Below are 12,113 nucleotides of genomic sequence, written 5' to 3'. Positions count from 1 at the left end.
CCGCAGCACGTTGTCGGGCGGCATTTTTAACTGCAGGAGGAGCGCACTATGACCGCCGCACTGCCGTATTTGGCGTTTAAAGGCATCGGTAAAACCTTCCCGGGCGTGAAGGCGCTGGATGACATCAGCTTTAGCTGTCAGGCCGGGCAGATCCACGCCCTGATGGGGGAAAACGGGGCCGGGAAATCCACGCTGCTGAAAATTCTCAGCGGTAACTACGCGCCGACCCAGGGGGAAATTCAGTTGCAGGGCCGGGCGGTGCAGTTCGCCAACACCACCGATGCGCTGAATGCCGGGGTGGCGATTATCTATCAGGAACTGCATCTGGTGCCGGAAATGACGGTGGCGGAGAACATTTATCTTGGCCAACTGCCGACCAAACGCGGGCTGGTGGATCGCAAACTGCTGCGCTACGAATCCCGATTACAGTTGGAACATCTTGGGCTGGATATTGATCCGGATACGCCGCTGAAATACCTGTCGATCGGCCAGTGGCAAATGGTGGAAATCGCCAAGGCGCTGGCGCGTAACGCCAAGGTGATCGCCTTTGACGAACCGACCAGCTCGCTGTCCGCCAGGGAGATTGAGCAATTGTTCCGAGTGATCCGTGAATTGCGCGCCGAAGGGCGGGTGATCCTGTATGTCTCGCACCGTATGGAAGAAATCTTTGCCCTCAGCGACGCCATCACCGTGTTTAAAGATGGTCGCTACGTGCGCACCTTTGACGATATGAGCCAGGTGGATAATGCGCAGTTGGTGCAGGCGATGGTCGGGCGTGACCTGGGTGACGTGTATGGCTATCAGCCGCGTGAGCTGGGGCCGGTGCGTCTGGCGCTCGAAGGGGTAAAGGCGCCGGGAGTCAAAACGGCGATCGACCTGAGCGTGCGTGCGGGGGAAATCGTCGGGCTGTTCGGCCTGGTCGGTGCCGGGCGCAGTGAGCTGATGAAGGGCATCTTTGGTGCCACCCGGATCAGTGCCGGTCAACTGATGCTGGACGGACAAGCCATTGCCATTCGTTCACCGATTGACGCTATCCGCGCCGGTATCATGCTGTGCCCGGAGGATCGCAAGGCGGACGGTATCATCCCGGTGCACTCGGTACGTGACAACATCAACATCAGCGCACGGCGTAACAGCATTCGTGCCGGTTGCCTGATCAACAACGGTTGGGAGGCCAGCAATGCCGAGCATCATATCCGTGCATTAAATATCAAAACGCCGAGCGCCGAGCAGCTAATTATGAATTTGTCCGGCGGCAACCAGCAGAAGGCCATTCTGGGCCGCTGGCTGTCGGAAGAGATGAAAGTGATCCTGTTGGATGAACCGACACGCGGCATTGACGTCGGTGCCAAACATGAAATCTACCACGTGATTTACCAACTGGCGCAGCGGGGCATTGCCGTGCTGTTTGCCTCCAGTGATTTGCCCGAAGTGCTGGGATTGGCGGACCGCATCCTGGTGATGCGTGAAGGCGCGCTGTCCGGCGAATTACGGCATGACGAGGCCAGCGAGGAAAAAGCCCTCAGCCTGGCGATGCTGCGCACCCCTGATATAGCCCCTGATGCCGCTACGGCGGTGGCCTGATGGTGAAGGAGAAAGAGATGTCGACCATAACGACCCATTCTGTGAAAAAACGCAGCGGCCTGGGGCTGGCGCGAATTTGGGACAGCTACGGCATGCTGGTGGTGTTCGCGGTGCTGTTTATCGCCTGCGTGCTGTTCGTGCCCAACTTTGGTTCTTTTATCAATATGAAAGGGCTGGGGCTGGCGATCTCCATGTCCGGCATGGTGGCCTGCGGCATGCTGTTTTGCCTGGCCTCCGGGGACTTTGACTTGTCAGTCGCCTCGGTGATTGCCTGCGCTGGGGTGACGACGGCGGTAGTGATCAACATGACCGAAAGCCTGTGGATCGGCGTGGCGGCCGGTCTGTTACTGGGCATGGTTTCCGGGCTGATTAACGGCTTTGTTATCGCCCGGCTGAAAATCAACGCGCTGATCACCACCCTGGCCACCATGCAGATTTTCCGCGGGCTGGCCTACATTATCTCCGACGGTAAAGCGGTGGGCATTGAGGACGAACGCTTCTTCGCGCTGGGTTACGCCAACTGGCTGGGGCTGCCGGCCCCGATCTGGATCACCGTCGCTTGTTTGATCCTGTTCGGTTTCCTGCTCAATAAAACCACCTTTGGCCGCAACACGCTGGCGATTGGCGGTAACGAAGAGGCCGCGCGGCTGGCCGGGGTGCCGGTAGTGCGCACCAAAATCGTGATCTTTATGCTGTCCGGGTTGGTTTCCGCTGCCGCCGGCATCATTCTGGCTTCGCGCATGACCAGCGGCCAGCCGATGACCTCAATCGGCTATGAGCTGATCGTGATCTCCGCCTGCGTGTTGGGTGGGGTGTCATTGAAGGGCGGCATCGGCAAAATCTCCTACGTGATCGCCGGTATCCTGATACTGGGCACGGTGGAAAACGCCATGAACCTGCTGAATATTTCGCCGTTCTCACAGTATGTGGTGCGCGGTGTGATCCTGTTGGCCGCGGTGATTTTCGACCGTTACAAACAGCAGGCCAAGCGCAGCGTTTAAATTGCCAGCATTGCTCACAGTTCTGTTATCGGCCCGGGCAACAATTAACCGGGCCGCTAAGCTATAGGATCGTTACCTAAGCCGTTCCGGGAGGACAGATGTATCATCGCATGGCTCAGGAGCCGCAACCGAACCCGCTGTTACCGGGTTACACCTTTAATGCCTATCTGGTGGCAGGGCTGACGCCGATCATGGCGGATGGCCCATTGGATTTCTTTATCGACCGCCCCGGCGGCATGAAGGGCTATATTCTCAATCTGACCATCAAGGGCCAGGGCAAGGTGTTTGACGGCGAAGATACCCTCTACTGTAATCCTGGCGATCTGCTGCTGTTTCCGCCCAAGGCGGCGCATTACTATGGCCGTTCACCGGACAGCGACTGTTGGTATCACCGCTGGGTGTATTTCCGTCCGCGCGCCTACTGGGCCGACTGGCTGGAATGGCACAGCAAAACCCATGAGGTTGGGCGGCTGACGTTGCCGAACAATAACCTGCTACTGGAGTTTGACCGGCTGTTTGCCAATATCGAACAGACCCAGCGTTCCGGCCGCCGCTTTGCCGAAGAGTTAGGGATGAACCTGCTGGAACGACTGCTGCTGCGCGCGATGGAGGAAGATCCGCTCAGCCCACAGAAAATCATGGATCCGCGGGTGATCGAAGCCTGCCAGTTTATTACCGGCAATCTGGCCGGTGAGCTGCGTATTGACGAGGTGGCGCGTCATGTCTGCCTGTCGCCATCGCGGTTGGCACATCTGTTCCGTGAGCAGGTGGGCATCAATATTCTGCGCTGGCGAGAAGATCAGCGGGTGATCCGCGCCAAGCTGTTGTTGCAGACCACACAGGAGTCGATCGCCACTATCGGCCGGGTGGTGGGCTATGACGATCAGCTCTACTTTTCCCGGGTGTTTCGCAAGCGGGTTGGCGTCAGCCCGAGCGATTTCCGTCGCCGCAGCCTGGAGATAAATTATCCGGCCAGAAATCAGCGCGATCAGCCTTATGTGGCGGTCACCAATTAACATTTAATTTACCTCTTGTTCCTGCCTGCGTCATGGTGTCAAATCTGATGGGTCTATTGCGAGCCAGTAAGAGGAAACACCATGGCAGAAAAAATTCGGGTTGGGCTGGTCGGTTACGGTTATGCCAGCAAAACCTTTCATGCGCCGCTGATTGTCGGCACTCCCGGTGTAGAGCTGGCAGCCGTCTCCAGCAGTGATGCCGGTAAAGTACACGCCGACTGGCCGTCGATGACGGTGGTCAGCGATCCGCAGGCGCTGTTTAACGACCCCTCTATCGATCTGATCGTCATTCCTACCCCCAACGATACCCACTTCCCGCTGGCGCAGCAGGCGATGGCCGCCGGCAAGCACGTGGTGGTAGACAAACCGTTTACCGTGACGTTGTCACAGGCTCAGGAGCTAAAGCAACAGTCGGAGCAGAGCGGCAAGCTGCTGTCGGTATTCCACAACCGTCGCTGGGACAGTGATTTCCTGACGCTCAAGGCGCTGCTGAAAGAAGGCGTGCTCGGCGAGGTGGTTTACTTCGAATCTCATTTCGATCGCTTCCGGCCAGAGGTGCGTCAGCGCTGGCGTGAGCTGGGCGGTGCGGGCAGCGGCATTTGGTACGATTTGGGGCCACACCTGATCGATCAGGCATTGCAATTGTTTGGCAAGCCGAAAACGTTGTTTGTCGATCTCGGTGAACTGCGTCCGGGCGCGCAGTCGGTCGACTATTTCCACGCGGTGCTTAACTACGGTCAACGTCGGGTGGTGCTGCATGGCACGGTGTTGGCGGCGGCAGAAACCGCGCGTTATATCGTGCATGGTACTCAGGGCAGCTTTGTCAAATTTGGTCTGGATCCGCAGGAAGACCGGTTGAAAGCCGGTGAGCGCCTGCCGCAGGCTGACTGGGGTTATGACATGCGCGACGGTGTGGTGACGTTGTCACGTGATGGTGTGCTGGCGGAAAAACCACTGCTGAGTATTCCGGGCAATTATCCCGCCTATTACGCGGCAATTCGCGATGCGATTAACGGTGAGGGTGAAAACCCGGTGCCGGCCGCCGATGCCATCCAGGTGATGGAATTGATCGAGCTGGGCATTGAGTCTGCCAAACAGCAAAAGGCGCTGCCGGTAGCCTGACCGCCAGGCTGCTTATCCGGGTTCGGCTGACCGAACCCGCCTAACTTCTCGAGGTATCCGGATCCATGTCCTGGTTGCAACGTTTGCGCATTGATAAGTTTTTGCTGGTCTTGATTTTGGTGGTGATCGTCGCCTCGGTTTTCCCCTGTGAAGGGGTATGGAAAACCTTCTTTGATCGCCTGACCACCGCCGCCATCGCGCTGTTGTTCTTTATGCATGGCGCCAAGTTGTCGCGTGAGGCGATTATCGCCGGTATGGGCCACTGGAAGCTGCATCTGGTGGTGTTTCTCAGCACCTTTGCCTTGTTCCCGCTGCTGGGGCTGGCGATGAATCTGATGGTGCCGGGGCTGATGACGCCGACGGTGTATATGGGCTTCCTCTACCTGTGTGCGCTGCCGGCGACGGTTCAGTCGGCCATTGCCTTTACCTCGGCTGCGGGCGGTAACGTGGCGGCAGCGGTCTGCAGTGCTTCGGCATCCAGCATCCTCGGCGTTTTCCTCTCGCCGTTGCTGGTGGGCGCCTTGATGCATACTCAGGGTGGCGATACTGACGTGTTGCACGCCATTGGTTCGATCATTTTGAAACTGATGGTGCCGTTTTTGGTGGGGCATCTGGCGCGGCCGTTGATCGGTAAATGGGTCGATCGCCACCGCAAGCTGATTAATCTCACTGACCGGTCATCGATTCTGCTGGTGGTGTACACCGCCTTTAGCGCCGCGGTGGTAGAAGGCATCTGGCACAAGATTGACGGTTGGTCGCTGCTGACTATTTTGGTTATGTCATTGGTGTTGCTGACGGTGGTGCTGATTATCAATACCTATGCCGCACGTTGGCTGGGATTCAATACCGCTGACGAGATCACTATTGTGTTCTGTGGCTCGAAAAAGAGCCTGGCGAACGGCATTCCAATGGCTAACGTGCTGTTCCCGGTGGCGGCGGTGGGCGCGATGGTGCTGCCGTTGATGATATTCCATCAGGTACAGTTGATGGTGTGCGCCGTGTTGGCCCAGCGCTATGCGCGCAAAACCGCCAAACAGCGCGCAGAAGTGCTGACGGCAAAATAAAAAATGGGCGCGAAATCGCGCCCTTAAAAACAATTTTAATCTTGGCTTTTAACCCGAGATCCCCGGACCTAGCGCACCGAGGGGCCATTATGGGACACGTCCATGTGTCCCACCCTACGGGCCGACTGGAAGTCGTTCCAATTTGCTCCCGGCAAATTGGTCGGCGGACAAGCCGCTACGACCCCTTCGGCACGCTCTCCCTAATATTCGGCTCAAGTGGAAGCCTGAAGGTCTGGTTTAACCCCGAACTTTATCGCGCAGAGCCTGCTTTTCCTGCTCGCTGAGGAACGCCATTTTCAGACCATTTTCCTGAGCGGTACGGATCTCCGCCGGTGTCAGCCCGGCCTGTGGTGCCGCTACCCGGTATTCGTGTTCAATTTCGATACCCTGAACCGCCGGATCGTCGGTGTTGATCGACGCCATGACGCCGTGGCGCAGGAACTTCGCCAGCGGATGCTGTGCCAGAGAAGGTACGGTGCTGGTCTGAATGTTGGACGTCAGGCAGGACTCAATGCCAATGCCGTGCTCCGCCAGGAAGTCTATCAACGCCGGATCTTCAATCGCTTTCACTCCGTGGCCGATACGCTCGGCGCCCAGCTCGCGGATTGCCTGCCAGATACTTTCCGGACCGGCTGCTTCGCCTGCGTGTACGGTGATGCGCAATCCGGCGTCGCGGGCGCGGTTGAAGTGGTTGAGGAACAGGCCACCTGGGAAGCCCAGTTCATCACCGGCCAGATCCAGCGCGGTGATGCCATCGCGGTGCGCCAGCAGGCCTTCCAGCTCTTGCAAACAGGCCGCTTCGCCGAAGGTGCGGCTCATGATACCGATCAGGCGCACATCAATGCCAAAATCGCGGGAACCGGAACGAATGCCATCAATCACCGCTTCTACCACCCCAGCCACCGGCAACTGGTGCTTCATCGCCATGTAATACGGCGAGAAACGCAGTTCGGCATAGTGCAGACCGGCGTTGGCCGCATCCTCGACGTTTTCGTAGGCTACGCGGCGGCAGGCTTCCAGGTTACCCAGCACGGCAACGCCCCAGTCCAGCTTTTGCAAAAAGCTGATCAGATCGGGTTCGGCATGGGTAATTTGCACGTGTGGACGCAGTGCTTCCAGTTCGTCGGCAGGCAGGGCAAGGTTAAACTGACGGCCCAGATCGAGAATGGTTTGCGCACGGATGTTACCGTCGAGGTGACGGTGGATGTCGGTCAGCGGTAGGCGGGAGTCAATCATGATGTGCACTCGTTATTTTGTTGTAGGTAAAGTGCAGATCAGTATAAAAACAAAATGATGAAAATTGCCATTTCGTTGCATAAAAAAGTGATGAAAATCACATTAATTGCGGGTGGTGCCGCATTTTCAGGCGAGTGCGGGAGAGAAATACCCCCGCGACCTGGCAGGCAAACGGCGGCCAAACCTCATCAACCCACCCTCAGTTTAGTGATATTTTCATCGCCGTTATCGGCTACGCCGTGCAGTGCCAGCCAATCTGCAATCTTGCCGATCTCCAGCGGCAGCGCTTGATCAACGCGGATCATCGGACCAATGGCCATCGGCATGGCGCGTTCGGCCAGTGCCCGCAGCTCAGGCAAATATTCTGTACCGGGATGGCCAGCAGAGCGCTGGCCAATGCGGGCCGCATAGCGATCGGTTGCCAGTTCAGCGGAGATCTGGTTCCACACCTCTAAAACCTGGACCACGCCCGCCTCGCGCAGGTATTGACGCAACAGTTCTCTGGGCTGAAAGCCGAACCAGGCATCGATAATGTAGATACAGCGCGACGGAGCCTGCGCCACCGTCGACCAGACAGCCTGATAGGCGGCGTAGCCAAGCCGACGGTTAAGCTCACGATCCACGTTGTCCAATCGGGCCATAAAAGGCTCTTTGATGCCGTCGAGGCTCAGATAAGGCAAACCAAAGTGCTGTGCCAGCGCACGGGCGAGGGTGCTCTTGCCAGAAGCCGGAATGCCATTAACCAAAATAACGGTTTTACCACCGCTGTCAGTGAGCACAGTCATAGGATTTCTACCACCTCTTGCCACAGTTTGGCGGCGCGCAGCTTATCGAGCCGTTGTTTATTATCGAGCAACTCGACAATCGCCCGGATACCTTCTTCAATATGTCGGCTGCTGTCCGTCGCGCCGAACAGGATGACGATGTCAGCCTTTTCACTGTCCTGAAAGGCGATCGGCTGTTCCAGCAATACCATACTGAAGCAATTTTTGATCACCCCAGACTCAGGCCGCGCATGGGGGATGGCAATACCCTCGTCAAATACATAATAAGCACCATGGGCCAGCGTATTGCTGATCACCGCCTGATAATAGGAGGGGTGAATATAGCCGTTCTCGACCAAAGGCTGCGCCGCCAGCTCAATCACTTTTTTCCAGTCCGTTTCCTGCACGCTGACCTGTATTGCTCCGGCCTCAATCAACAGTTGTTTAATGGTCATCATGTTCCCTCAAAGAGACTTCCTGATAATATTGCGCAGTTCGTCAATCTTGATAAAAACCGTATCGATATGTTGGCGATGGTTTTTATTTTTGGCATAGATCTTTAATGCCCGATTATAGGTCAGCATTAAGGTTTTATGTATTTCACTATTTGTCGGTGTGGCCACCAACTGCTGCTCCAATACGCTTATTTCGGCTGATATATCATTGGCTTCAGCATCATTTTGCGCATCGGTTGCGGTCTTTATATTTCGCTGCAATTTCATAAAATCAAGCATAGTATTCTCCAGCCCCGACGGGCGCCGGGGCACCAGGGTTGTAGGGTTATATTAAAAAGGAAAGGGGCAGTGATTATTTAAACAGGCCGATCTTTTCCGTTAATACCTGGGTGACGGCATTATTGGCGGGGATCAGGAATTTGCGCACGCTGTCATTTACCTTGCCCTTTTCAAATGTCTGCATGCAACGACCGACCCATTGCACGTTCATCTCGGTACCGACGTTGACCTTCTCAATGCCGCCGGCCACCGCGCGTCGCATGTCCTCATCGCTGACCCCGGTACCGCCGTGCAGCACTAGCGGGGTCTGGGTGGCCTCGGTGATTTCCGCCAGGCGTTGGTGCTGAATATGTGCCTTGCCGGTGTACATGCCATGAACGGTACCGACCGAAACGGCCAGCATGTCGACTCCGGTTTCATCGACAAAGCGTTTGGCGTCTTCCACCGAGGTAAAGGTGATGTCTTCTTCCGCCACAGCTTTGCCGTCTTCCGAGCCACCGATGGCGCCCAATTCGGCCTCAACCGACACATTGCGCTGGCGTGCAATGTCGATCACTTTGCGGGTATTGGCGATGTTCTCGTCCATTTCCAGGTGTGAACCGTCATACATCACCGAACTGAAACCGGCGTCGATCGCGGTAACGATAGAGGCGATGTCTGAACAGTGATCCAGGTGCAGGCAGGTTGGCACCTGTTCGCTTTCTGCCAGTGAGCGCACCGAATCAACCAGCAGCTTGTAGCCCAGATACTCGGCGGTGCCGGTCGAAATCTGGATCATCAGCGGGCTGTGGGTGTCCTTGGCCGCTTTGAAGAAGGCCGGCAGCATTTCCAGGCAGTGGAGATTGAATGATCCTATTGCCTTGAAGTCACGCGCTTTGGCCACGGACAACAGCTCGTTGAAATTATAGAGTTTCATGGACTTTTTCCTCATGGTGTTTGGTTGATTTACCGTTAACAAACCACGCAATCAGCGTGACGAAGACGATGAACAGGGCGATGAACAGCCAGTTGCCCTGGAAGGCATGGCCCATCACCAGACCGCTACTGATGACGTCGGAGTCGCTGAAGGTCACGCCGACAAAGCCGTAGCTCTCCAGCATCGGCACCAGAATGGCCGGCAGGAAGGTGATAAACAGACCGTGGACCACGCCGCCGATCATGGCGCCGCGTCGGCCGCCAAGCGCATTGCCGAAGATGCCTGCGGTACCGCCGGCGAAGAAGTTGGTCAGCAGGCCGGGCAGGATCATCGCCAGACCGAACATAGGGAAAACGATCATGCCGATGATGGAGCCGAGGGTGGTGGCCAGGAACCCGACGATCACCGCGTTAGGGGCGTAGGGGAACAGCACCGGGCAGTCCAGTGCCGGTTTGGCGTCCGGCACGATGCGCATGGCGATACCGCGAAAGGCGGGGACCAGTTCGTTAAGCAGCAGGCGCACGCCGCTGTAGAGAATAAAGACCCCGGCGACAAACTGAATGGCCTGCATAAAGGAGTACATCAGGTAGTTCATACCGCCGGCATATTGGGCAATATATTGCGGACCGGCCGCCAGCGCGGGGATCAGATACATCGGGATCATCACCACCGCCATCGACAGGTAGGTATCCTGCAGGAACTTGAAGTTGTCGGGCAGCTCCAGATCTTCGGTTGAGCGGGAACCTTTTCCAACCACCTTGGCGACTGCCGCCTGGACCAGATAGCCAATGGTGCAAAAGTGCCCCAGCGCCACCTCATCCGACCCGGTGATTTTGCGCACCACCGGTTGGGCCAATGCCGGCATTAACACCGCCATTACGCCGCCAAAGATGCCGCCGGTCAGGATCAGCGGCAGGCCGGTTAGGCCGGCCTTGTAGCCGATCACCGCCCCGATGGTGGCCATCCACAGCAACGCCTGGCCGGTCAGGAAGATGTACTTGAACGGGGTGATACGGGCAATGATGATATTCACCGCGAAAATCACCATCAGGGTCATCGCCACTTCCGAGCCCAGCTCACGGTTGGCCAGGCCGGCAATGGCGGCGACGTCGGTGATGTAGCCGGTCATGCCGAAGCCGTGAGTGAAGATGCTGTTCAGGTAGGTCAGGGCACCGACAATAATGTTGATGCCTGCCATCATGATCAGAAAGCCCAGCAGGGTTTTAAAGGTGCCCTCGGCCACTTTCCCGGTGGATTTTTTCTGCAGTATTAGCCCCAGCATGGCGATAAAGGCGATCAGGATCGAAGCCTGACCGAGCAGGTCTTTGACAATAAAGTCAATCAGGCTATTCATTGTGGTTTTCCTTCATGTCGCGTTCTTTTAAAAAGGCCACGATCTTTTGCTCAATTTCCACTTTATCGGTGAGCCGGTGGAGAATAATTACCCGTTTCTTTTCCTCTTCGCTGGCATCGGCATTTAAAATGTCGGCGAAGGTTTTTTGGGTGAGAATAATATCTGATTTAAAGGCGCTGGCCTCAGAGATAGTGGTGTGATCAATGTCTGCCTCAATCTCTAATTTTTTCAGCACCGCTCTTGCGCTCATTTCGATGGCAAAGCTGGAGCCGAGGCCACAGCCACATACGCACAGTATTTTAAGCATGGGTATCTCCTCAGATTATATTTAATTGCCTGGCGAGTTTGTAATGATGTCCTTCGGTATCAATCAATCGTTTTTGCATGCTGATTAAATCAATCGGAATAGGTTGGTTGCTGGCATTAATAATAATGGCCTTGTTTTTCATGCCGGAATGAATACAACGAACCACTTCGCTGGCCATAATGGTTCCCTGATAAATCTCTTCACAGGTCGGATCGCCATTGCGCAAACCATAACCCATAATGGTTTTACGGATGCGTACACCAATTTTTGGTTCAAGCTGTTTAATCATGGTGTCAATGGCACCCTGAAAGCCGGGCGAATATTCTTTGGTATATCCCTCGGAACATAAAATAATGACACTATTTTGTTGTTCCAGCCGCTGGGATATTTTCTCTGCCAGCTGGCTTAAGGCATATTGGCATTCCGGGATCAGGGCAAAGTCCGCATTGGATTTGATCGCCGCCTGCAGCGTCAGTTCCCCGCAGTAGCCGCCCAACAGCTCAATCATAAACACGCGTCCGGGCAGGGCACGTCCGGTGTTGCGCAGTTTGGAGACCTCTTTGATCACCTGCTCGCAGGCGGTGGAAAAACCAATGCTGTAATGGCTGCCAAACACATCATTGTCGATGGTCATGCCCACGCCAAAACAGTTAACGCCAAATTCACTGAGGGTATTTAAAAACTGCAGCGAACCGTCGCCACCGGCCATAATAAGCACTTCAATGTGTAAGGTTTTAAGCTGCTTGCTGATGGTTTCATATTCACTGGCTACCAATTTCTTGGCCGTGCGGCCGGAAGACATTATCGGCATCGATGAAATAGAATAATCAACCAAATCACGTAGACTGACAGATTGATGTCGATTAGCCAATAATCCGGGTATTCCGCCGTTAAACAGAACGATATCGGCCTGCGCCAGTCTGGCGACCTGGAAAATAAAGTTATTGATGCCGGTGACGTCGCCGCCGCTTATTACCACACCGATTTTCATATACTGGCCTCCAATCTGTTCCGT

The 12,113-nt window shown here is 55.7% G+C and carries 13 protein-coding genes; 5 read left to right on the top strand and 8 right to left on the bottom strand.

Annotated features, from left to right (window positions below; all coding sequences use genetic code 11):
- Nucleotides 1–48 precede the first annotated feature (48 nt).
- From araG to OC597_RS05845, 5 genes are all read left to right on the top strand, one after another.
- Nucleotides 49–1,584, top strand: a complete 1,536-nt coding sequence (araG, locus tag OC597_RS05865; RefSeq protein WP_262208010.1) for an L-arabinose ABC transporter ATP-binding protein AraG — start codon at nt 49–51, stop codon at nt 1,582–1,584.
- A gap of 17 nt (nt 1,585–1,601) precedes the next feature.
- On the top strand, nt 1,602–2,585 hold the full coding sequence (gene araH / locus OC597_RS05860; RefSeq protein WP_085116630.1) for an L-arabinose ABC transporter permease AraH: 984 nt from the start codon (nt 1,602–1,604) through the stop codon (nt 2,583–2,585).
- 98 nt (nt 2,586–2,683) lie between these two features.
- Nucleotides 2,684–3,601, top strand: coding sequence for an arabinose operon transcriptional regulator AraC (araC, locus tag OC597_RS05855; protein WP_261255019.1), 918 nt, complete (start codon nt 2,684–2,686; stop codon nt 3,599–3,601).
- A gap of 81 nt (nt 3,602–3,682) precedes the next feature.
- Complete coding sequence (locus OC597_RS05850) at nt 3,683–4,723, top strand: oxidoreductase (RefSeq protein WP_262208009.1); 1,041 nt, start codon at nt 3,683–3,685, stop codon at nt 4,721–4,723.
- Nucleotides 4,724–4,788: 65 nt separating this feature from the next.
- Nucleotides 4,789–5,787: a bile acid:sodium symporter family protein gene (locus tag OC597_RS05845; RefSeq protein WP_262208008.1), complete on the top strand. Its 999-nt coding sequence runs from the start codon at nt 4,789–4,791 to the stop codon at nt 5,785–5,787.
- A gap of 237 nt (nt 5,788–6,024) precedes the next feature.
- Here the strand turns inward: OC597_RS05845 and add are convergent, their stop codons facing one another.
- From add to OC597_RS05805, 8 genes are all read right to left on the bottom strand, one after another.
- Entirely contained in the window at nt 6,025–7,023 is a 999-nt protein-coding gene (add, locus tag OC597_RS05840; protein WP_262208007.1) for an adenosine deaminase, read from the bottom strand.
- A 188-nt stretch (nt 7,024–7,211) separates the two neighbouring features.
- Nucleotides 7,212–7,808 carry a P-loop nucleotide/nucleoside kinase family protein gene (locus tag OC597_RS05835; RefSeq protein WP_261284469.1) on the bottom strand — a complete coding sequence of 199 codons (597 nt, stop codon included), beginning with the start codon at nt 7,806–7,808 and terminating at the stop codon, nt 7,212–7,214.
- Nucleotides 7,805–8,242, bottom strand: a complete 438-nt coding sequence (locus tag OC597_RS05830; RefSeq protein ID WP_262208089.1) for a PTS sugar transporter subunit IIA — start codon at nt 8,240–8,242, stop codon at nt 7,805–7,807. Before OC597_RS05830 ends, OC597_RS05835 begins: the two co-directional genes overlap by 4 nt.
- Before the next feature lie 9 nt (nt 8,243–8,251).
- On the bottom strand, nt 8,252–8,521 hold the full coding sequence (locus OC597_RS05825) for a hypothetical protein (RefSeq protein WP_262208006.1): 270 nt from the start codon (nt 8,519–8,521) through the stop codon (nt 8,252–8,254).
- Between the two features lie 73 nt (nt 8,522–8,594).
- Nucleotides 8,595–9,437, bottom strand: coding sequence for a class II fructose-bisphosphate aldolase (locus tag OC597_RS05820; protein WP_262208005.1), 843 nt, complete (start codon nt 9,435–9,437; stop codon nt 8,595–8,597).
- A complete protein-coding gene (locus OC597_RS05815) occupies nt 9,424–10,791 on the bottom strand; it encodes a PTS sugar transporter subunit IIC (RefSeq protein ID WP_085116638.1) in 1,368 nt (455 codons plus the stop codon). The genes OC597_RS05820 and OC597_RS05815 overlap by 14 nt, the downstream gene beginning before the upstream one ends.
- A complete protein-coding gene (locus tag OC597_RS05810) occupies nt 10,784–11,098 on the bottom strand; it encodes a PTS sugar transporter subunit IIB (protein ID WP_262208004.1) in 315 nt (104 codons plus the stop codon). Before OC597_RS05810 ends, OC597_RS05815 begins: the two co-directional genes overlap by 8 nt.
- Nucleotides 11,099–11,108: 10 nt before the next feature.
- On the bottom strand, nt 11,109–12,089 hold the full coding sequence (locus tag OC597_RS05805; RefSeq protein WP_262208003.1) for a 6-phosphofructokinase: 981 nt from the start codon (nt 12,087–12,089) through the stop codon (nt 11,109–11,111).
- Nucleotides 12,090–12,113: the final 24 nt, after the last annotated feature.

The sequence above is a fragment of the Serratia proteamaculans genome (assembly GCF_946227095.1).
GTDB lineage: Bacteria > Pseudomonadota > Gammaproteobacteria > Enterobacterales > Enterobacteriaceae > Serratia > Serratia proteamaculans_E.
This window is presented reverse-complemented; position numbering and strand designations above follow the sequence as displayed.

What these genes read in the sequence shown, in the direction of transcription:
- araG (WP_262208010.1), top strand. Translation starts at nt 49, where the DNA reads ATGACCGCCGCACTGCCGTATTTGGCGTTTAAAGGCATCGGTAAAACC.
- araH (WP_085116630.1), top strand. Translation starts at nt 1,602, where the DNA reads ATGTCGACCATAACGACCCATTCTGTGAAAAAACGCAGCGGCCTGGGG.
- araC (WP_261255019.1), top strand. Translation starts at nt 2,684, where the DNA reads ATGTATCATCGCATGGCTCAGGAGCCGCAACCGAACCCGCTGTTACCG.
- OC597_RS05850 (WP_262208009.1), top strand. Translation starts at nt 3,683, where the DNA reads ATGGCAGAAAAAATTCGGGTTGGGCTGGTCGGTTACGGTTATGCCAGC.
- OC597_RS05845 (WP_262208008.1), top strand. Translation starts at nt 4,789, where the DNA reads ATGTCCTGGTTGCAACGTTTGCGCATTGATAAGTTTTTGCTGGTCTTG.
- add (WP_262208007.1), bottom strand. Translation starts at nt 7,023, where the DNA reads ATGATTGACTCCCGCCTACCGCTGACCGACATCCACCGTCACCTCGAC.
- OC597_RS05835 (WP_261284469.1), bottom strand. Translation starts at nt 7,808, where the DNA reads ATGACTGTGCTCACTGACAGCGGTGGTAAAACCGTTATTTTGGTTAAT.
- OC597_RS05830 (WP_262208089.1), bottom strand. Translation starts at nt 8,242, where the DNA reads ATGACCATTAAACAACTGTTGATTGAGGCCGGAGCAATACAGGTCAGC.
- OC597_RS05825 (WP_262208006.1), bottom strand. Translation starts at nt 8,521, where the DNA reads ATGCTTGATTTTATGAAATTGCAGCGAAATATAAAGACCGCAACCGAT.
- OC597_RS05820 (WP_262208005.1), bottom strand. Translation starts at nt 9,437, where the DNA reads ATGAAACTCTATAATTTCAACGAGCTGTTGTCCGTGGCCAAAGCGCGT.
- OC597_RS05815 (WP_085116638.1), bottom strand. Translation starts at nt 10,791, where the DNA reads ATGAATAGCCTGATTGACTTTATTGTCAAAGACCTGCTCGGTCAGGCT.
- OC597_RS05810 (WP_262208004.1), bottom strand. Translation starts at nt 11,098, where the DNA reads ATGCTTAAAATACTGTGCGTATGTGGCTGTGGCCTCGGCTCCAGCTTT.
- OC597_RS05805 (WP_262208003.1), bottom strand. Translation starts at nt 12,089, where the DNA reads ATGAAAATCGGTGTGGTAATAAGCGGCGGCGACGTCACCGGCATCAAT.